The 21,279-nt window shown below is 36.7% G+C and carries 18 protein-coding genes and 2 pseudogenes; 12 read left to right on the top strand and 8 right to left on the bottom strand.

The genetic code is table 11. From position 1 onward, the window contains the following. Window positions 1-4 precede the first annotated feature (4 nt). Window positions 5-880: a helix-turn-helix domain-containing protein gene (locus BCR26_RS06645; protein WP_069698198.1), complete on the bottom strand. Its 876-nt coding sequence runs from the start codon at window positions 878-880 to the stop codon at window positions 5-7. A 418-nt stretch (window positions 881-1,298) separates the two neighbouring features. On the opposite strand from BCR26_RS06645, the gene BCR26_RS06650 reads away from it, so the two are divergent. The 5 genes from BCR26_RS06650 to BCR26_RS06670 all read left to right on the top strand — a co-directional run bounded on the left by BCR26_RS06650 (window position 1,299) and on the right by BCR26_RS06670 (window position 10,382). Next, window positions 1,299-4,025: a SpaA isopeptide-forming pilin-related protein gene (locus BCR26_RS06650; protein ID WP_069698199.1), complete on the top strand. Its 2,727-nt coding sequence runs from the start codon at window positions 1,299-1,301 to the stop codon at window positions 4,023-4,025. Between the two features lie 126 nt (window positions 4,026-4,151). Continuing rightward, window positions 4,152-4,340 carry a serine-rich class II lanthipeptide gene (locus BCR26_RS06655; protein ID WP_069698200.1) on the top strand — a complete coding sequence of 63 codons (189 nt, stop codon included), beginning with the start codon at window positions 4,152-4,154 and terminating at the stop codon, window positions 4,338-4,340. A gap of 145 nt (window positions 4,341-4,485) precedes the next feature. Further along, window positions 4,486-7,602: a type 2 lanthipeptide synthetase LanM gene (gene lanM, locus BCR26_RS06660; RefSeq protein ID WP_069698201.1), complete on the top strand. Its 3,117-nt coding sequence runs from the start codon at window positions 4,486-4,488 to the stop codon at window positions 7,600-7,602. A gap of 16 nt (window positions 7,603-7,618) precedes the next feature. Further along, window positions 7,619-9,754 (top strand): peptidase domain-containing ABC transporter, encoded by a 2,136-nt coding sequence (locus tag BCR26_RS06665; protein WP_069698202.1) that lies wholly within the window; start codon window positions 7,619-7,621, stop codon window positions 9,752-9,754. A gap of 49 nt (window positions 9,755-9,803) precedes the next feature. Further along, window positions 9,804-10,382 (top strand): recombinase family protein, encoded by a 579-nt coding sequence (locus BCR26_RS06670; RefSeq protein WP_069698203.1) that lies wholly within the window; start codon window positions 9,804-9,806, stop codon window positions 10,380-10,382. Window positions 10,383-10,584: 202 nt separating this feature from the next. On the opposite strand, the gene BCR26_RS06675 is transcribed toward BCR26_RS06670, so the two are convergent. Genes BCR26_RS06675 through BCR26_RS06685 form a run of 3 tightly spaced genes read right to left on the bottom strand, consistent with a single transcriptional unit; the run spans window position 10,585 to window position 13,190 of the window. Continuing rightward, window positions 10,585-11,574: a transketolase family protein gene (locus tag BCR26_RS06675; protein WP_069698204.1), complete on the bottom strand. Its 990-nt coding sequence runs from the start codon at window positions 11,572-11,574 to the stop codon at window positions 10,585-10,587. A gap of 24 nt (window positions 11,575-11,598) precedes the next feature. Next, window positions 11,599-12,504, bottom strand: a complete 906-nt coding sequence (locus BCR26_RS06680; protein WP_069698205.1) for a transketolase — start codon at window positions 12,502-12,504, stop codon at window positions 11,599-11,601. Between the two features lie 23 nt (window positions 12,505-12,527). After that, window positions 12,528-13,190: an L-ribulose-5-phosphate 4-epimerase gene (locus BCR26_RS06685; protein WP_069698206.1), complete on the bottom strand. Its 663-nt coding sequence runs from the start codon at window positions 13,188-13,190 to the stop codon at window positions 12,528-12,530. 261 nt (window positions 13,191-13,451) lie between these two features. Between BCR26_RS06685 and BCR26_RS06690 the strand changes: the two genes are divergently transcribed. The 7 genes from BCR26_RS06690 (at window position 13,452) to BCR26_RS06715 (ending at window position 18,712) form a co-directional block, all read left to right on the top strand. Continuing rightward, complete coding sequence (locus BCR26_RS06690; RefSeq protein ID WP_069698207.1) at window positions 13,452-14,828, top strand: PTS galactitol transporter subunit IIC; 1,377 nt, start codon at window positions 13,452-13,454, stop codon at window positions 14,826-14,828. A 43-nt stretch (window positions 14,829-14,871) separates the two neighbouring features. After that, window positions 14,872-15,933 carry a zinc-dependent alcohol dehydrogenase gene (locus BCR26_RS06695; protein ID WP_069698208.1) on the top strand — a complete coding sequence of 354 codons (1,062 nt, stop codon included), beginning with the start codon at window positions 14,872-14,874 and terminating at the stop codon, window positions 15,931-15,933. After that, window positions 15,926-16,402: a PTS sugar transporter subunit IIA gene (locus BCR26_RS06700; protein WP_245676928.1), complete on the top strand. Its 477-nt coding sequence runs from the start codon at window positions 15,926-15,928 to the stop codon at window positions 16,400-16,402. Before BCR26_RS06695 ends, BCR26_RS06700 begins: the two co-directional genes overlap by 8 nt. 21 nt (window positions 16,403-16,423) lie before the next feature. Continuing rightward, the gene (locus BCR26_RS06705; protein ID WP_069698210.1) at window positions 16,424-16,729 is read left to right on the top strand and encodes a PTS sugar transporter subunit IIB; all 306 of its coding nucleotides are present in this window, start codon (window positions 16,424-16,426) and stop codon (window positions 16,727-16,729) included. Window positions 16,730-16,821: 92 nt separating this feature from the next. Beyond that, window positions 16,822-16,920 (top strand): HAD hydrolase family protein, encoded by a 99-nt coding sequence (locus BCR26_RS18275; protein WP_139124898.1) that lies wholly within the window; start codon window positions 16,822-16,824, stop codon window positions 16,918-16,920. Window positions 16,921-17,099: 179 nt separating this feature from the next. Further along, window positions 17,100-17,738, top strand: a complete 639-nt coding sequence (locus tag BCR26_RS06710; protein WP_069698211.1) for an L-fuculose-phosphate aldolase — start codon at window positions 17,100-17,102, stop codon at window positions 17,736-17,738. 38 nt (window positions 17,739-17,776) lie between these two features. Continuing rightward, window positions 17,777-18,712, top strand: a complete 936-nt coding sequence (locus tag BCR26_RS06715; protein WP_069698212.1) for a sugar-binding transcriptional regulator — start codon at window positions 17,777-17,779, stop codon at window positions 18,710-18,712. 375 nt (window positions 18,713-19,087) lie between these two features. On the opposite strand, the pseudogene BCR26_RS17965 reads toward BCR26_RS06715, so the two are convergent. From BCR26_RS17965 to BCR26_RS17975, 4 genes and pseudogenes are all read right to left on the bottom strand, one after another. After that, window positions 19,088-20,334, bottom strand: a pseudogene (locus BCR26_RS17965) (IS256 family transposase). Between the two features lie 139 nt (window positions 20,335-20,473). Continuing rightward, the gene (locus tag BCR26_RS18280) at window positions 20,474-20,791 is read right to left on the bottom strand and encodes an integrase core domain-containing protein (RefSeq protein WP_169818865.1); all 318 of its coding nucleotides are present in this window, start codon (window positions 20,789-20,791) and stop codon (window positions 20,474-20,476) included. Between the two features lie 98 nt (window positions 20,792-20,889). Then, window positions 20,890-21,144 (bottom strand): IS3 family transposase, encoded by a 255-nt coding sequence (locus BCR26_RS18285; protein ID WP_139124899.1) that lies wholly within the window; start codon window positions 21,142-21,144, stop codon window positions 20,890-20,892. Between the two features lie 3 nt (window positions 21,145-21,147). Beyond that, window positions 21,148-21,279: pseudogene (locus tag BCR26_RS17975) on the bottom strand (IS30 family transposase); the annotation flags it as partial.

Consider the following 21,279-nt stretch of genomic DNA (forward strand, 5'->3'; position numbering starts at 1 on the left):
CAAGTTAGTACAAATGATTTTCTTCTAGAATCTCCTGGTATTCTTTTACAGTTTCTATAAAATCTAGTGACTGTAATAATTGGATTAGCTGGTTTGCTTTTGGACTTAGACAATCATGTTTTTCTATTGAGGAGCGTGCAATTTCATAATTTAATTCAGAGACTATTCGCTCAAAAAGACGATAGTTAATTTGAGCACTCTCTTTAGCCAGCGCAGAAAAATGTAAAGCAGCAGAGTAGTTTTGATGTTTCAAGCATAAGAATGAAAGATTTAGGTAAATTCGTAACTTAACATCTTGGAACTCTGCTGTATAAGTTAAAGTTTCAATCTTAGAACCAATCAATGTGACTAAGGAAATCGCCTCATCGAGTGTAAAGCAATACAATGAATTATTTAAAAGTTTTAATTCATATACGTGCCAAGTTTCGATTCCAATGAGGTACTTTTTGATAGGAAGCATTAGTTCCTCCAATGATTTCGTTTCGGAGAGACATGGTTCTTCAAAATGAATACGAAACATGGATTCCGCAATCAATTGCAAATGCCAATATTTTTTATTTTCTGTTTCTTTATAGAGTCGAAGTGCATTTTTAATAAACAAGTATAATCCGTTTTTATCTTTATTAAAAGTGAGCTCGGCTAACTCTTGGTATAAAAGTTTTTCGTTAGGAAAAATGGTTGGATTTAATAAACTTAGAAATTCATCGATAGATAAAAAAAGCTTTTCTAGTATCAATAGAAATTTGTCAAAAGAAGGCATGCTGACATTGGATTCTATTAGGTAGTAAGTCTGTCTGGTCATGATGCCTTCATAGATGTCTTTTTGGGACAATCCTTTTTCCATTCTAATTTTTTTAATAAGCGTACCGTAATTTTTCAAATATATAGCCCTCTCTGTGTGAAAACATTTTTAATAAAAAAGTATTTACTTTGATTATATTATAACAAATATAAGAAGATTTTTTAAGGTGTTATTTAAAATTATTTGTAAATAAATAGCTTTCAAATTAATTATTTTAGCGTTTTCTATAAAAATAAAATGATATAAAATTGGTATTTTAAGTCGTGAGGACTTAATTTCCTACGAACGTATAGTGAGATTTTTTTGTACAAAATAATATACCTAAGGGTAAAATTAATTAGGTTCATGGTATTATAGCGAAAAATGAAGAGAACAAAAAGAGAGAATTGTTCTTTCTAAAGGAGTTGATTAAGATGCCGATTTTATATATATGGTTTATTACTTATTAGTTTTTTGGAATAAATGAAAAAATAAGTAGTTGGGGGAATTTAAGTTTATGAAACAAAGAATGAAGTTTCTATTTTTTCCGATAGCCTTTTTTTTAATTATGGTCGGGGGAATGAATTATAGTGTTACAGAAGTATCCGCTGTAGGGCAGGGAAATACTTCTTGGGAGGTTATACCAGAAAGTAGTGAACAAAACACGCCAAAAATTGGGCTAGAAAAAGCAGTTTTAAATCCTAGATATACGCCGAGATTTTTCCCGAGACCTTGTGAAGGAAAAGTTAAGATTGCGAAATATGATAGTCGCACAGGAGCTAGGTTAGCAGGAGCTCAGTTTACAATCTATGATCGATATAATAGGGTCGTTCAAGCCATTACTACTGATTATAATGGTGTCGCGCAAACAACATTACCTCTAGGGTATTATGCAATTGCAGAAACAAGAGCACCAGCAGGGTATCAATTAGAAACGACTAGAAGAAAGATCAACCTATGCTATTCAGGTCAAATAATCTGTTTATCTAAATGTAATGTGCCGATACCTGTTCAAAAAGGCTGTATCCAAATAATTAAAAAAGATGAGTCTGGAAAAGTCTTAGCAGGGGCTGTTTTTGATGTGTATGATTCAGCAAATCGATTTATGGGCACGGTTACAACCAATGTGAATGGAATAGCTTCACTAGGAAATATACCTTATGGTACATATAAAATTATCGAGAAAAAAGCACCTACTGGGTATGCTTTAGATTCAACCCCGCGTTATGTTACACTTTCGGCATCATCTCTAAACCGAACAGCCTGTATTACTATTTTTAATAAAAAAGCTGTTGGAACTTTAGGGATTTGCAAGAAAGATGAACAAGGCGTGAAGCTTGCAGGCGCTGAGTTTAACGTCTATGATTCAGCGGATAAATTAGTGAAGACTGTGACAACCGATTCAAACGGTTTAGTTTTACTAAGTAATTTACCATATGGCACTTATAAAGTAATTGAAACGAAAGCGCCAGTGGGCTATGTCTTGGATAGTACACCTAAGTATGTAACAGTCTCTAAAGATAATCCAAATGGCACCGTTATTTTAACAGTAATCAACAAAAAAGCTACTGGCTATTTGTGGATACTTAAGAAAGATGAGCAGGGAGTAAAACTGTCAGGAGCTGAGTTTAAAATCTATGATTCAGCGAATAAATTAGTGAAGACAGTGACAACCGATTCAAATGGTCTCATTGTCATAGCAGATTTACCGTATGGCACTTACAAAGTAGTGGAAACAAAAGCGCCAGCAGGTTACATCTTAGATAGTACACCGAAGTATGTGACAATCTCAAAAGATAATTTAAATGTTGTATTAACAGTAACCAATAAAAAAGCAGTGGGCACACTTGAAATTACAAAAAAAGATGAGGCTGGTACGCTTTTATCTGGTGCTGAATTTGACGTTTATGATTCGACGGATAAATTAGTGAAGACAGTGACAACAGATGTAAACGGAGTAGCATCGCTAGCTGATTTACCATATGGCACTTACAAAGTAGTGGAAACAAAAGCGCCAGCAGGTTACATCTTAGATAGCACACCGAAGTATGTGACGGTTTCAAAAGATGATCCAAATGGCAAAGTTGTTTTAACAGTGGTCAATAAAAAAGCAGTAGGCACACTTGAAATTACGAAAAAAGATGAGTCTGGCACGCTTTTATCTGGCGCTGAATTTGACGTTTATGATTCGACGGATAAATTAGTGAAGACAGTGACAACAGATGTAAACGGAGTAGCATCACTAGCTGATTTACCATATGGCACTTACAAAGTAGTGGAAACGAAAGCGCCAGCAGGTTACATCTTAGATAGCACACCGAAGTATGTGACGGTTTCAAAAGATGATCCAAATGGCAAAGTTGTTTTAACAGTGGTCAATAAAAAAGCAGTAGGCACACTTGAAATTACGAAAAAAGATGAGTCTGGCACGCTTTTATCTGGCGCTGAATTTGACGTTTATGATTCAAAAGATAAGTTAGTGAAGACAGTGACAACGGATGGAAATGGAATGGCGTCACTAGCTGATTTACCATATGGCACTTACAAAGTAGTGGAAACAAAAGCGCCAGCAGGTTATATCTTAGATAGTACACCGAAGTATGTGACAATCTCAAAAGATGATCCAAATGGAGTAGCACTATTAGAAATTATTAACAAAAAAAATCCAGCTGGCACATTGAAAATTATTAAATACGCCAATGATAGAATTGGTGATCCTACGACAATAAGATTGTCTGGCGCTGAGTTTGAAGTAGTAGATTCTAAAGGCGCTGTATATAACGTTGTAACAGATTCTAATGGAGAAGTGCTTTTAACTGATTTGCCGGTTGGGACAGTAACCGTTACAGAAACGAAAGCACCGATAGATTACAAAATAAGCTTTACGCCGATACAAACAACAGCGATTGTTGCAAATGAGACGAAAGAATTAGTCTATTATAATGACCCGATTTGGGAAGGACGTGTCTTGGTTTTAGTTTCAAGTTCAGATTCTAAATTGAAGACTGAAGGAATAGAATATGAAATTACAGGGGATAATGGGGAAATTTATCTAGTGAGAACAGATGAATTAGGCCAAATTAGTATGAATTTACCTGTAGGGGAGTATAATATCGCTCCAGTCAAAAAAACATATAGCAAAGAGAATTATCTAGCTGAACAGGATATTTTAAACCTTCCAAGAGAGACGGTATTTGAAATTGAATATAAAAAATTGACTGTAGTGAAATTGTTAAAGATGTAAAAAAGTAATTTTATTTTTATTTGTTTTGAAATAGAATCCTCGTTACTATTGAGAGTTCTATTTTAAATAAATGATAGCAAAGTGTACAATTTGCTATCCATTGTATTACGAAGGGAGGATAAGTGTATGAATAAAGAGGCTGAAAAAAAGGTTGGAAAATCATTTGAAGAATTAACGCCAGAAGAAATGAACAAAGTTCAAGGTAGTTTCTTTGGTGGAAGTTGGTGGACATCTTCATCATCTTCGTCATCACGTAGTTGTTATTCTACAAGATGCAGCTATAGTTGCTATTCGAGCAGATGTTGTGGTTGGTAATTAAAAGTAAATAGGGTTATAAGGTTGGGACAGAAATTATGAGGCTGAAACAAGACTATTTTAGTTTTGTCCCAGCCTCCCTTATTTTTAATATTAGAGTTATTTGCATTTACATAAAATAAAACGTGCTTAAAAGGAGTATACTATGGGACTTGAAAGTTTAGCGAAAGGAACATCGATTAAACAACGATTTGCTATTTTAAATAAGTATTATTCTAATCAAATGTTGAATGAAGAGCGTTCCAAATTAGAAAATTATACGACATGGCGTCAAAGACCGACGACAGTTACGGAAGAAAGATTCCAAGATATCTTAGCTGATTTCCAGTTAACGAAAGAGGAATTTGATTTTGCTATAAAAAAATTAACAGTCGAGGAACAGGCCTTTATTTTTGAGGCTATTTTAAACGACTCTTGGGTTCAAACGACGCAACAGATTTTTGCTGAAGAAGATCGCTTATCGGAAGATGTTTTTAAAGAAGAGACAGCTAACTTCACTTATGCACTTAGATTACATATCGATTATGTCGATCTAAGCATCAGAAAAATTTTGAATGAATTTCCTGAAATAAATGTACAAGAGCAAGCGATTACGGAATTTGTTGGTGAGATTATTAATCGGTTTATGGATATCAGTTTACGGACATTTGTTTATGATTTACATGAAAAAAAAGAAATGATGTCGTTTCCAGAAACAGCGGATGAAAAAGTGAGATTCCAAGAATTCTTAGTTGGACGTTTTTATAAAAAAAGTGATGTCATCGAATTTTTTTGTGACTATCCTGTTTTAGCGCGTCTATGTGCAGAAACAATCGAGTTTCAATTAGAAAATTTTCGTGAATTGCTTCAGGCAATTGTTGAAAGTAAAGAAGAGTTGGCGCAAATATTTCAAGTGGTATTACCAGTAGAAGTAAAAGGGATAAAGATGGGTGCCGGTGATTCTCATGATAAAGGGAAATCAGTGGCTATTTTGACTTTCAGCAATGATATAGAGGTGGTATTTAAACCAAAAAATTTAGCAATTGGGCAAAGGTTTGATCATTTTGTTCAGGAAATAAAGCAATTGGAGCCACGGTTTGATTTTTATTTAACGACCAAGATAGTAGAAAAAAATTACACCTTTGAAGAACGGCTTCGTTATTCCAGTTGTCAAACTGAAGAAGAAGTCATTCATTATTATCGACAATTTGGACACACCATTGCGTTAGTTTATTTGTTGAATGGCAATGATTTTCATTTGGAAAATGTCTTAGCTTTCGGAAAATACCCGGTTTTAATTGATTTAGAAACCATTATTCAAAACCATTTCCCATTACCAAATGTGGAGAGTGCGCTAGTAAAGGTGATGCAGAACAATGGAGAATCTGTCGTGATGAGCGGTTTGGTTCCTATTTATTTATTTGAAGAGAAAGCAGAAGAGGATGTGGAAGGTGCATCTAAGGGAATTCAGTTAAGTGCATTAAGTGGTGGAGAGCAGAAGCTACCTTACAAAGTGTTGAAACTGATTAATTTTGATTCTGATAACATGCAATTTGTCTATCAAGAACATATTACGGATGCTGCTGAAAATATTCCGCTATTCAAGGGAGAAAAAGTTGATTTTGTACCATATATTGACGAAATTATTGCTGGTTTTAAAGAGTTTTCAACTTTTGCTCGTCATCATAATAATGAATTGGCGGATTTAGCTAAAGAAATTTTTTCTAATGTTTTGGTAAGAAATGTGATTAAGACAACTCAAAGCTATGGTGATTTATTGGATTATTCCACTCATCCAAGCTGTATGGTTGATTACATTGAACGGGAAAAATTGTTTGAAAATCTTTGGATGCATGGCTATTCTAGTGCTAAACCTGTTCCTTACGAAGTTCGTGATATGCTGCAACATGATGTTCCAATCTTTTTTAATCCAACCAACACATGTGATTTAGTGGCAAGCCAAGGAGAAATTCTGACAAACGTTTATCAGGATAAAGCAATTGATCTTGAGAGAGAACGACTAGTGAATTTTTCTATAGAGGAAGAAAAAGAGCAGTTAGACTATCTGAAAACATCATTTGGACTTTATCACTCGATGGATTTACAGGAACAAAAAATAGAAGTAATTAATCCATCAGAAGAAGAGCTGTTTTTAGAGGGAGCAATTGCTGTTGGGGAAGCTATTTTGTCCAAAGCTTTTATAGGGGAAGAGTCAATTGCATGGAAAGATGTAGAAGAAACAACGGCGGATAATTATATCGTGAATGTCATGAACGAAAATTTCTATGATGGTATTACAGGCATGTACTTATTCTTTAGTGAATTATATTTTGCTACAAAGGATGCGCGGTTTAAAGAACCTTATGAACTGGCGCAGGCGCATGTTTTAAAATTAGAAACAGAGTATGTAGATAGTATTTCAGCTTTTTATGGTTCTTTTGCGGCTGTCTATCCATTACTAATTACTTTTGGCTATTCTGGAGATTCTAGATTGTTGACGGCAGCTGAGAACATTGCTAAGACTTACATGGAAAGATATGATGCTAATACAGTTGAGAGTTACGATTGGAATGGTGGCACAGCTTCGATTGTAAAAGGGTTTATTCATCTGTATCAAGTGACTAAAAATGAGCAGTATTTGTCATTCGCTAAGCAACTTTTAATGGATATTAAGGTACATGAAATACATCAAGGCGGCTTTGCTCACGGGTATGCTGGAGTCATTCATGCAGCAAATAGCGTGTTGAAGCAAGAGGCTGATAAAAAAGAGGCAGCAGTAATAATTCAGCAGTGTTTGACAAAAGAGAGAGCAACATTTGATTCTCAACAGCAAGGTTGGTTGGATACACGAATGAATCCGCCAATGATAAACGATTTATGGTGTTACGGAGCGACGGGAATTGGGATGGCCTATTTAGATCTTGTGCTTAGTGGGTTTAAAGATGAACAGTTGATAAATGAGATTCAAGTGGCTGCTAAGCGGTTATTAGGACAAGAAAAAATAAATGATTGTTTATGCCACGGAAGTTTTAGTGATTTGGAATTTTTAACTGCTTTTGGGCAAACAGATTATGCGACTCCACAGCAGAAAGAACAGATTCAAGGGCGAATCGACAAGGTGAAAGAAAAAGTGAATGCTGGAACGTATACCTTTGAAGGATTACCAACGATTCCGAAACAAGGGCTTTTCACTGGGTTAGCAGGAATTGGTCACCAGCTTTTAAGGTTATATGATCCAGAAAAAGCAGCGAATCTATTGCTAATGGAATTGCCAACAAGCTAAAAGGAGGACAGTAATTTTGGTAAAAAAAGTACCTTTTGTTGAACAAAGTGAACATAGTGAATGTGGGTTAGCTTGTACGGCGATGGTTTTAAATTATTATGAGGACAATGTGACGTTGAGCCACTTACGGGATGTTTATGGTGTTCCTAAAGGTGGCAATACCTTGACAAATTTGAAACAAATTTTAGCTGACAGAGGCATCAATACGATGGCGATTCGAGTTCTTGAGTATGATATTTTGGAAGAACAAAATGCACCAACTATTTGTTTTTGGGAGGAACGTCATTACGTTGTTGTAGAAAAAATAACGGCAACCGAAGTAATTATTTTAGACCCTTCTTTTGGACGAAAAAAAATAAAGCGTAAAGAATTCGAGGAAAGTTTTTCCAATATTGCGTTAGTAGTGACGGATATTGATGTAGAGATTACGCAGCGACAAAAAAAGAAAAATGCGACTTGGGTAATTTTGAAAGAGATTTTAACAAACCAAAAATCGAAAGTATTATTATTTGTTGCTATTACACTATTGATTCAGCTTGTGACAATTTTAATTCCAAAGTTAACAGAAATGATTATCAATGACCCGGTTGTAGCTGTTACAGATGTTGGGAAAATTACGTTAGTCATTGTGGTTTTGTTTGTCAGCTATTATCTACTACAAGTAATGAGAGGATTAGTATTGATTGTTTTAGAAAATCTTTTTGATCTGACGTTGATGAAAAAATTTATGCAAAAGATTATAAGTTTGCCGTTGCGCTTTTTTGTGAATCGTTCGACGGGGGATTTGATTTTCAGAGCAAATCTTAGTGTGATTATTCAACAAATTATGAGTCAACGAATGTTGGCTATTTCGGTAGACTTTTTCTTTGTCTTTATCTATTTGATTTTGATGTTTCAATTGTCAGTGAAGCTGACCTTGATTGCGATCGTCGGGGCTATTGTGATGGGAGGGATTTCTCTAGTGAATTCTAAGAGAGTCCAAAGTATCACGAATAAAGAATTGATTGCGCAATCAAAAGTTCAAAGAATTTTAGTGGAGCTATTTGAAGGAATGGAAACGGTAAAATCTTCGGGATCAGAGCATCAATTTTATGAAAAATGGCGACTTGATTTTAAAAAGCAAATTGAATTGCGAGCTGAAAAAAATCGTTTTTCAACATGGGTTAGAACAATTCAAACGTCAATCCAATTTATATTACCGATTGTTTTGATTTACTCGGGCCTGTTCCAAGTAACGACAGGGCAGATTACTTTGGGAGCGATTATTAGTTTTAATGCTTTAGCAGGAGCTTTTATTGCCCCAGTTGTGACTGTTTTTGACTCTTACACAGAGCTCTTACTTTTACGTTCTTATTTCGGAAAGTTGAATGAGATTTTAGAAGCGAAAGGGAATCCGAGACTTGAAATCAGTGGTGAAAGACTAGGAGCTATCCATTCGTTGGACGTGGAAGATGTGTCTTTTAAATACAGTTATTTTGAAGATGAAATTTTACATGCTGTTTCTTTTTCTATTCAAGCGGGCGAAAAAGTTGCCATTGTAGGAAAAAGCGGTTCTGGAAAAAGTACGCTTTTAAAACTACTAGCCGGATTATATGACACAACGACAGGTTTTATTCGATTCAACGGAATAGATTTGAAGGAGATTGCTGAAGAGTCTTTGAAGAAATCAGTGAGTATTGTTAACCAGAAACCAACGATTTTCAATGCTTCCCTCTATGAAAATATTGTGCTAAATCAGTCGGATACGAAGCCAGAGCGAGTAGAACAGGCAATCTTTGATTCACGAGTAGATGAAATCATTATGAATTTACCTTTAGGATTAGAAACTCAAATCTCAGAAGGAGGAATGAATTTGTCGGGTGGACAAATGCAGCGAATTTCTATTGCACGTTCTTTGGTAAAAGAAACAAGTTTGTTGTTGATGGATGAACCAACAAGTTCTTTAGATAATATCTCTGAGAATTTTATTATGGATCGTCTTAAAATGTATGATTTTACTTGTATCGTAGTGGCTCATCGTTTAAATACGATTAGGCACTTTGACCGCATTTTAGTAATGGATCAAGGTGAAATTGTGGAAGAAGGGACACATGAAGAGCTATTAGCATTAAGAGGATACTATCATGCGATTTATTTTGATTCAGCAGAATAAGGAAGGAATAAGTTTTTAAAGTGGGTTGATAAAAAAGGAGGAGACTCTCATGACGACTATTGGCTATATGCGTGTGAGTACACAGTATCAAAAATTTGATTCTCAAGAGCAGGCGCTACAGGAGTATGGGGTTGATATGATCTTTAAGGAGCATGAAAGTGGACGTAAAAATTGTCGCACAGAATTGAAAAAAGCGATGGCTATTTTACAACCGGGAGATACTTTTGTGATTTTTAAGTTAGATAGGTTGGCTAGAAATACGAAGCAATTACTGGTTTTATTAGAACGGTTTAATGAACAAAATATAAACTTTGTTAGTATTGAAAACAATATTGATACTTCCACGCCAATGGGTCGTTTTTTCTTTACTATTATGGGAGCTTTTGCTGAAATGGAAGCCGAACTTATTCGAGAGCGCATCATGGCAGGCTTGACTGCTGCCAAAAAGAAGGGGGTCACATTAGGTCGACCGCCATTAGTGAATCAAGTCAATGAAGCAATTGATATGTACCACAACACAGACCTTACAACGGATGAAATTTCTAAACAATGTGGGATCGCTGCTTCAACAATTTATTATCATTTGAAGAAAAATGGTGTCTATCGGAAGAAAAGATTAATTGAGTAGAGTCTTCGTTTTTTTATGGAGAAAAAAGAGGTTGCCAGAATAGTGTCTAACCTTTAGAAATAAGCCGAAGACTTTCAAGAACTTATTTAGGGCTGAATGAGATTGGAGCAAAGTATAGCGGCTGTATTTTTCTCACTGTTTATTTAGAGTTAGAGAGCGAACCGAAACTAATTTTTAGTTTTGGTTCGCTCTCTTTCAATATTTATACCGCATCATAGTCTTCGAGGCGGATTTCTTCTAATTCTTTTTCGTCTAAATCTAGCTTTCTATCCAATAATTTTTCAATTCCTCGAATTAGCGCGGTGGCATCAAGACTGTATTTTTTCATTAAATAAGGCTTAGAAGCGCCATGCGTCCATTCGTCATTAATACCGACTTTGACTAATCTTGTATTTAATTGGTTGTCTAAAATGACTTCGCCAACAGCCGTTCCTAATCCACCGATAATAGTATGATTTTCCATTGTCACAGCGCCATATTTTACTTTTTTAAGAGTTTCTACTATTAAAGGGTCTGTAAAAGGTTTTAAGGTTGTAACATGAACATGCTGGACGGAAATCCCTTGTTTTTCTAACCATTGAGTAGCTCGCATTGCTTCTTCCGTACAAATGCTACTAGAAAATAAAGCGATATCTGTTCCTTGGCTGATTAAGCGCCCTTTGTTGAACTCTGTCGGTTGGCTTGGATCGAAAAGTCGAGGGATTTCTCCTCGAAGCATCCGCACATAAATCGGTCCGTTTACTTCTTTACAGATTCTTAAAACCGCATCAATATCCGTTGCGTCGCCACAATCAAAGATCGACATGTTGGGGATGGTTCTTAAAATCCCGATGTCTTCGATGGATTGGTGAGTGACGCCTCCTGGAGTTGTAATACCAGGAACGAACCCTAACAATGCGACTGGTAGGTTAGGATAAGCAATCGACATCTCCAACTGATCTAATGGACGGCGATATAAGAAGACTGCAAAAGTATGCAGAAAAGGATGCAAGCCTTCTTTAGCCATTCCAGCTGCCCAAGAAAGCATATTTTGTTCGGCAATTCCCATTGAAAAGTATTTTTCTGGTAACTCTTCCGCAAAGTCTTTGATTTCGCAAGAACTCCCTAGGTCCGCAGAAAGAACAACCACATCGTCGTGCTCTTTAGCAAAATTAATCATATTTTTTGAATGTACACCAGATTCGATTTTCATTGTATTTCTCCTTCCGTTTATCCATTACATGTTTTTATAAAAGTCCAAGTACTTATCGTATTCTGTTCCTTTTTTTAAGCGGACGAAATGCAAGCTAGGTCTTCGCTCTTCTAGTAAAGGGATTCCTTGTGTTGGATTAGTGTAACAAAGAATAACGAGAGGTTTATCTTTTTCTCCTTGTTTCGCTGCAGCTTCAATTGCTGGGATGTCATGACCATCTACGGTAACGACTTTCGCACCAAAGGCTTCAAACTTCTTGTCCAAAGGCTCGATAGCCATTACTTTTTCAGTCGTTCCTTCGACTTGTTGTCCGTTGATATCTACCACCAGGATTAAATTGTCTAGTTTATAAAAAGCAGCTGCTTGAATGGCTTCCCATAGTTCTCCTTCTTGTAATTCACCATCCGACATTAAAACATAAATATTTCCATCTTCTTTTCTTATTTTTCGAGTATGGGCAGTTCCACCAGCAGTGCTAATCGCTTGAGCTAAGGTTCCCGCTGCAGTTTCAAAGCCGGGCGTATGATTGGCGCCAATCATTTCCATCGCATAGCCATCTCGATTGAATTTTTCTAAAGCGTTAGGCGCTAGTCGTCCACATTCGATTAGCGAAGCATAGACGGGTGCCGCATAATGAGCAGGAGAAATGAAAAACCGATCATAAGGAGCGGTTAATTTTCCGTGATAGGCAGCTCCTTGTAAATAGTCCATATTGCCTTTTGAAGGGGTTCCTGGAAATGCTTCAGGAATTGCAGGTGCAGAACTTTCGGTAATGTTTAAGACACGCATATAAAGAGTTGCTAATATTTCAGCGACAGAACAGGCTTGGGATAGATAACAGCCATTTCTTTCTAGCGTAAGTTGGAGAACATGTTTTCTAATGTTTGTTGCGGCGGATTGAATTTCTTCGTTTGAATATTTTTTTGACATAGATAGGACTCCTTTCAATAGGGTTAGTTGGTTTTCTTTTGTCCATAATTATTTTGGTAAAAATCATAAACTTCTTTGACATATTCTGGTTCCAAAGGCTCTAGTTGAGGATTCAAATCTTTTGCAAAATAAACACTTTGTGCTGTTTCTTCAAGAATTACTGCGGCTTTCAATGAGTCGGTGGCACTTTTTCCTACGGTGAAGATACCATGGTTTTTAAGGAGAACTGCGGGACAAGCTGTTTCTTTATAACAACGAACAATTTCGGCTCCAATTGCTTTTTCTCCAACTGCAGCGATTTTAGAAATAGGAATAGCGCTTCCAAAAACAGCGGCAGAAGTAGTAGTATAAATAGACATGGGTTCCCCTAAGATTGAAAAGCAAGTCGCATAGGGCGAGTGCGTATGGGTTATGCCAAACACTTCAGGACAATGTTGATATACGTATAGATGAGATTCGGTGTCGACTGAGGGGGTTAAATTTCCTTCAATAACTTCCCCTTCTAAATTAACGACAATCATTTTTTCTGGTGTTAAATCATCAAATTGAATCCCGCTAGGTTTGATTACTATTAAGCCAGTGTCTTTATCCCGAGCGCTGACATTTCCGCTAGTCCAGAGAACCAATCCATTTTTAGGTAAAGCAAGGTTGTTTTTACAAACCTCTTTCTTTAAACTTTCCAACATTCTGCAATAACCTCCGTTCTTAATATGTGCACATTATTTCATCAAAAAGAACATATGTCAATAAGAATTCTTCTTTTTTTGGAAAAATAGTCAGAGTAGATTATTGAATTATTTTTCTTTTTATGATGTTTATTTTCTTTTAAATAGAATGGAACAAAGAATTGTAATCGATTTCATTTTGTTGTTGACTTTGCTTTTCTAGCGTGTAATAATTTATTTAGTTTAAATTATTGAACAAATGTTCATGGAGGAGGAAGTTAAATGTTGGAAGTATTGCAAAATGTTTTGAATTCTTTTGGGGCGGCAGTGGTTGTACCAATTATGTTGTTCATTGTGGCATTGTTTTTAAAAGTTCCCCCAAAGAAAGCGTTTCAATCTGCACTGAATGCTGGAGTAGGGTTAACTGGGTTTAACTTGATTATCAATTCCTTTGTACCGATCATTACTCCAGTAATTAACAACATGGTTGAACAAACGGGAATCAACTTGCCAATTTTGGATACTGGTTGGCAGGCGACATCAGTTATTGCGTATTCAACTCAGGTAGGAGTGATCTTTTTAGTTGTTGGGTTGGCATTACAAGTCGGCTTGTTTTTACTAAAATGGACCGATGTTTTTATGCCAAGTGACATGTGGAATAACTATTCTTTCATGGTTTGGGGCTCAATGCTATATTTGATTACTAATAACATGGTATTGGCGATGGCTTGTATGATTGTTCAAAATCTTTATGTACTGTTGTTTGGGGAAGTGATTTCTCGTCGTTGGGAAAATTATTATCAATTGCCAGGAACAACACTAACTGCTCCTCACCACGTAGGAAGTGTTTGGTATGCTATTTTAATGAACTGGATTTTGAACAAGCTTGGAGCAGATAAAGTAAATTGGGAACCACAAGCGTTAAAGAAAAAAATGGGCTTTTTAGGAGAACCGGTAACGTTAGGGTTAGTATTGGGGCTGCTAATTGGGGTTTTAGGAAATTTATCTAACCTAGGCACTTTAGAAGGCTGGGGCACCGTTTTTGCTGTAGGATTAGCAACCGCAGCGGTAATGGCTGTTTTCCCGAAAGTCGCAGGAATTTTTGCTTCTGCATTTACTAGTTTAACTCAAGCAAGTAAAAAGACCGCTAAAGGATCATCGGATAGTGGACGCGAATGGAAATTATCTGTAAATGATGCTGTTGGTTATGGAGAGCCTGCAACATTAATCACCGGTTTAATTTTAATTCCAATCATGGTTGTTTTGGCGATGATTCTTCCAGGGAATAAGACGTTGCCCTTAGTAGATTTAATTGCACTGCCTTACATGGTAGAAATGATTATTTGTGTGTCAAAAGGAAATGTATTTAAAGGCATTATTTCAGGGATGATTTGGTTCTCATTTGGCTTGTATATGTGTACTTTTACAGCACCATACTTTACAGAGGTAGCCATGCAAGTGGGGGTTTCGATTCCAGAAGGAGCGATGATGATTACAAGTTTTGGTATTTTAAACAATCCGACAATGGGATTACTTTTCTTGGCCTTTTTATCACAAAATTATTTTATTATTGCAGGCGTTGTTGTGTTGTATTTCGTTTTATATTTTGCTTTCAGAAAGAACAAAGAACGAGTTTGGACTTATTTAGAAAATGCATAGAGCTAGAAGTTTTTTAGACAAGTGAAAGTAGGAAGGTGAAAGAATGAAGGCACTAGTGAAAACAGAACCCGGCTATAATAAAATGGTATTAAAAGAAATTCCCACACCCGTTCCTGTGGCAGATGAAGTGTTAATAAAAGTGATTTATACGGGGATTTGTGGGACAGATATTCATGGGTTCAAAGGAGAATATGATCGCTTGAAGATGCCGCTTGTTTTAGGCCATGAGTTTTCAGGGATTGTAGAGTCTGTTGGGGAGAATGTGACTGAGGTTAAGGTAGGTGATCTTGTTACCAGTGAAACGACTTTTTCTACTTGTGGAGAGTGCGAAAATTGTCAAAAGAAAGAATACAATCTTTGCTTAAAAAGACAAGGATTAGGTTCCCAGGTCAATGGTAGTTTTGCGGAATATGTTCTTTCAAGAGAAGAAAGTGTTCATTTATTGAATGACCAAATTACTTTATTAGAAGCATCCATTACGGAGCCAATCGCTTGTGGTGTTCATGCCTCGATAGAAAAAGTACAGGTGAAAACTGGAGAAACGGCTGTGATTATCGGCCCAGGTCCAATTGGTCTTTGCTTATCACAAGTGTTAAAAGGATTAGGAGCAACAGTCATTTTATTAGGAATTACACAAGATCAAGAACGATTAAATACTGCGTTAGAACTTGGTGTAGACGACATTATCGACACACAAAAAGAAGATCCAGTGACAAAAATTAAAAGTCTGACTGAAGGAAACGGGGCTGACTATTGCTTTGAATGCTCTGGGGCAGCACCAGCTGTTGTTCACGCTTTCGACTATTTAAAACAAAAAGGAACGTTGATTCAAATGGGTGTTTTTGCTAAAAATGATAATTTACTAGATTTAAATTCGATTGTACAAAGGGAAATCAACGTGATTGGCTCTCGCTCTCAAAAACCTTCTACGTGGGAAATTACGTTAGATCTAATGACGCAGAAAAAAATCGATGCCCGAAAATTGATTACCTTGATTTTACCTTTGGATCGTTGGGAAGAAGCCTTTGAAGCAGCGATTGCAGGTTCGGAAATTAAAGTTGTGTTACAACCAAATCAAGAAATACCTTTAGAAGGAAGTGAATGATTTGAATCAGGGGAGCTTAGTAGAAGAAAATTGTATTTTTTTAGAGGCCGAAGTTGAAACATTTGAAGAGGTAATCCAGTTAATTGGCGAACAATTTATTAAAAATGGTATTGCCAAAGCAACCTATACCGAGGCTGTAATTCAGCGGGAAAAAATTTACCCAACGGGATTGCCAGGAAATGGCTACAACATCGCGATTCCTCATACCGATTCGGAGCATATTTTACGGCCAAGTGTTGGTGTTATTGTGACGAAAAAACCGATAGAAGTGAGTATGATGGGAAGTCCAGAGCTGAAGTTAGATTGTCAGTTATTTTTCCCTTTAGCGATGGAACATCCCAAAAAGCAATTAGCCTTGTTACGTCAATTAATGGGTTTTTTCCAAGCGAAAGAAAACTTAACGAACATTTACCAAGCAAAAAGCAAAGCAGAAGTACTGGATGTTGTAAAAAATATTACTTATGACTAAAATTGGAAGGAATGAAGCAGCATGAAACAAATCAAAGTCTTATCTGTATGTGGTTCAGGAACAGTTAGCTCAGCCATGGTTGGGGAAAGAATTGTCGAATTATTGGAAGAGCATGATTATGAAGTAACGATTGAGGAAGTAAGCCCTGGAATGGTAAAGGGAGCAGTAGCGAATGGCGATATTGATTTAATTGCTTTTACAAGTCCGATTGATGCTGCAGATGCTCCGGGGATCCCACAAATTAATTCTGTTGGTGTCCTGACTGGAATGGATGAAGAAACATTTTTAGAAGCGGCGCTAAAAGCATTGAAAGAGCAAGGGAAATAACAGGAATAAAACATAAGACAAGAAGAGTGGGGCGAAACCTAATCAGTTTTGTTCTGCTCTTTAAGTTTCGATTAACTAGTGAGGTGGGTAAAATGAAGCTTTTAGCCATTGATCTAGATGGAACGTTACTTAACTCAAAAGGACGAGTGACGGAAAAAGTTTGCGCTAGTATCAAAAAAATTCAACAGTAGGGGGCCGAAGTTGTCTTAGCTTCAGGCAGCCCTTTTTTGGAATTCAAGGGATTATTCAAGAACTTGAACTGCCGAGTCAAGATTTTTGTATCACCAATAATGGAGGCTGTCTTCAATTGTAGAAAAGACGGAATTGTCCATTTGGAAGATTCAGATTAAAATAGAAGGGAGAAACGAGTATGCTATTGAGAAAAGAACGGGAATTGGTTGTTGACTATGGCAAGCGATTGATTACTTCGGGGTTAACAAGAGGAACGGGTGGAAACATTAGTATCTATTGTCCAGAGCGAAAATTATTGGCGATTAGCCCAAGTGGAATGGATTATTTTTCGATAGAACCAGAAGATGTAGCTGTGATTGAGTTGTCTGGCGCGCAGTTGGAAGGAGCTGGAAAACCTTCCAGTGAAAGTGAGATGCACCGGATTTTTTATGAAAGAAGACCGGATATCCGTTCAGTCGTTCACACACATTCGGTTTTTTGTACGACATTAGCCACCTTAAAATGGTCTTTGCCTCCTGCAAATTATTTATTAGCTGTTGCTGGTGGAGAAATAAGTTGTGCAGAGTATGCAACCTATGGTACAAAGGAGTTAGCGGAAAATGCGTTTACAGCAATAGCAGACAAAAAGGCTTGTTTATTAGCGAATCATGGCATGTTAGCGATTGGCAATGATGTAGCGGAAGCTTTTTTAGTGGCGGAAACGGTGGAACATTGTTCTGAATACTATTATCGAGCAAAATGCGTGGGAGAACCCGTACTTTTAAATAAAGAGCAGATGGCTGAAATGTTGGAAAAAATACCAAGCTATGGGAAGTAGTCGAGACAGTCATTTGTTTGTGGAGGAGTGAGTAAAAAGTGGCTAGTAACGTGTCTTTATTGTTGAAGGTAGCTGAACTGTATTATGTTGAAGGAATGAATCAAAATGAAATTGCAAAAATAATCGGCGTCTCTAGGCCCTCTATTTCAAGGTTGTTGGAAGAAGCTAGAGAAGAAGGGATTGTCAAAATTTCGATTGAAGCTCCTTTTCAAAGAAACAACGGCTTGGCTTTGGAATTACGGAAAAAATTTGAATTAAAAGAAATTATTGTCGTCAAAGATTTGGAAGAATACAAATACAATATGGAAAATATCGGTAAAGCCGCAGCAGACTACCTAGAAGGAATCATTCACGATACAGTCATTTTAGGCATTTCATGGGGAAAAGCAGTAGAAGTTTTGGTAGATCACTTTGCCCAAAGTCAATTGAAAAACTCTTTGGCCATTCAATTAAATGGAAGCTTAGGTTCAGAGGGAAGTGGCAAAGATGGTAATGAGCTCGTTTATGAATTAGGACAAAAATTAGGTGGCAAATATGAATTCTTTAATGCCCCAGCCTATGTAGACTCAAAAGAGTTGCAAGTTGCGTTGTTTAGGCAGCCTCAAATTGAAGAAATTGTCAAATTAGGACGGAAAATGACGATTGCTTACGGAGGGATTGGAAACTTAGCAGTAGAGCACAATACATTGGTTGCGGCAGGCATTTTAGATAATGAAGACCTAGTTACTTTGCGAGGAGAAGGTGCAGTTGGAACTATGATGGGACGAGCGTTTGATCTTGCTGGGAATGAAGTCTTGTATAAAAATCGTTTTCCAGTTTCTGGTGAATTAGATATCTTACGTAATACACCAATTAGTATCGGTGCAGTGGCTTCTAAAGAAAGAGCGAAAGCAGTACTAGGCGCAATTCGTGGGCGTCTAATTAACGTGTTGATTTGTGATGAAGAGCTAGCGAGAGAATTGCTAACACTTTAACTAAAAGTTTTAATTAGCGAGAGATTGAAAAATTTAAAAACTGAAGTGAGAACCCTAAGTTAGACTTTTTTAAGAGTGAAAGTTGGACTTGTCAAGAAAAATTAAACAATGAGTTAAGAGAATTTAGTGGACTTGTAAAAAAATTAGACAATGAGTCATGAGAATTTAGGGATGCTGCCTCTCAAAATCCTTGGGAGATTGAGGGACCTGCAACAGTTTAGTTAACAGTCGGTGTCAAGCAAAGTGTGTAACTGACAAATCTAAGAACGAAAAAGAACATTAGACCATTCCTAAATAACCTTCGGCTAAAAGGGTATAAGAAAGAAACCTTACCAAAAAGGAAAATTTGATGTTCTTTTTTTGATACAACAGGGACTAGGAAATATATAAACTATAGGTGTTGATGCGCTCTGAAAACTGTTCATTAGCCATTAATTGATTTAAGACCATCGGCCAATTAGGAATAAACCCAGCTTTCCATTTCTTTTCTAATTCTGTTACTCTTAGATAAAGAAGCTTTAAAAGGGCGGTTTCATTTGGAAATGCGCCTTTTTTAGTTACTTTTCTAAAGCTGGAATGAATACTTTCAACGGCATTTGTTGTGTACATCATTTTACGCACTGCGCTACCATAATCATAAAGTTGTTCCACGTGAGAAAAATTCCGTTTCCAAACCTCTACTGCACCAGAGTAGTGAGACCAATGTTTTTGAAAGGCATCAAAAGCACTCTGACAAGCTTTTAACGAAGCGCACCATAAAACTGTTTCATGTCTCGAGAAAATTCCTTGTAATCTTTATAAGGAACATATCGGAGCGCATTGCGCACTAAATGGACGATACAGCGCTGAACAATCACCTTTGGAAAAATAGCTTTTGCGCCATCTTCAAGACCAGAAACACCATCCATAGACATAAAGAAAATATCCTGTACACCGCGAGATTTCAATTCATCAAAAATCTGCATCCAACGGTTTTTACTCTCGGTTTCATTCAGCCACAACCCTAAAATACCTTTTTTTCCTTTTAAATCATACCCAAGAATCGTATAGACAGCGTATTCTTTCACTTCATAATTTTCTCTTAACGTCACATACATACAATCCACAAAGACAAAGGCATAGCACTTCGCTAAAGGACGATTTTGCCATTCCTCCAGTTCTGGAAGAACAGAATCAGTGATTGTAGAAATCATTTCGTGAGAAATGGAGAATCCATAAATATCATCAATGGTATGAGCAATATCTCTTTGAGACATGCCTCTGGCATACATGGATAAAACCTTTGATTCAATAGCCGAAACATCACGCTCGCGTTTTTTGATAAGTTCTGGTTCAAATGTGGCTTCTCTGTCTCTAGGTACATCAATAGGGACTTCTCCAAAGCTTGTTTTTACTTTCTTAGAGCCGAATCCATTTCTTCGATTGTTTGTTTCTTTCTCTTGTTTTTAGTGACTATCATAGCCTAAATGATGGGTCATTTCACCTTGAAGCATTTGTTCAAACAGGGGACCAAAAATATCTTTTAGAGCCTCTTGTATGTCACCAACATTTTCAGGATTGTAGCTTTCTAGAATGGTTTTCGCTAATTCAACAGTTTTAGGATCTCTTTTCTGTCTTGCCATATTCTCGCATCCTTTCATTTATAGTTTATCTGAATTTCCTTTACAAGAAAAGAAAAACTGTATAAGCAGCTTATCTAGAATTAGCTACTTACATAGTTTATTTTACACTCTCTCGGTTAGATTACTTATTTTCTTCGCTTCAAATTGTCAAGGAGTCATCATAAATTTTGTATGGATAGTAGTTTTCTAAATAATCTTGAATCAACACCTTCATCTCTATTTTACTTTTATGCTTGTTGGGTTCGATTAATTCTCGTTTGATCGATCGATGAAACGATTCGATTACCGCATTGTCAACAGGAGTCCCAGGTTGGCTCATTGAATATGTTATGTGGTGGTCGGTCAACAGCTCTTGATAGCTAAGAGACCGATATCGGCTGCCTCTATTGGAATGAATTACTGTAGGCAATTCTCCTTTATAAATTTGTAATGGATGGATGACAATTTCTTTTTTCATGTTTGAATCCACCATATAGAAACGTGGAATACGAGTTGCTATATGGTGGACAAATAGAGGAGACCCTCATTGCAAGGAATGTAAGTAATATCTGTCACTCAAACAGCATCGATTTGGCTCTGTTCAAATTGTCGATTCAATAAATTTTCTTTTGCTATTTCTTTGATTGCTTTTCCTCTACCATAAGAAGATTTGCGTCGATGAAATCCTTTTGCACATAAATTTATTCCACGCATAAGGACCGCCACAACACGTTTATTGGTTTCGATTCCTTCATCGTAAAGTTGTTGAGCGATTCTTGGAGAGCCGTATCGCTCCTTGTGTTCGTAGAACACTCGCTTAATATTTCTCATTTGTCAAATTATGCTGGACAAAGTGTCATCATCCATGTATTTCATAAATACTTCCAAGGGTGTTTTGTAGTTTAGTGATTTTCTGGGAATATGGTTTCTTTTAGAAGCAACAGCGGACACAAACGCTTGATCCAC

Origin of the sequence: Enterococcus rivorum (assembly GCF_001742285.1) — a bacterium.
GTDB lineage: Bacteria > Bacillota > Bacilli > Lactobacillales > Enterococcaceae > Enterococcus_L > Enterococcus_L rivorum.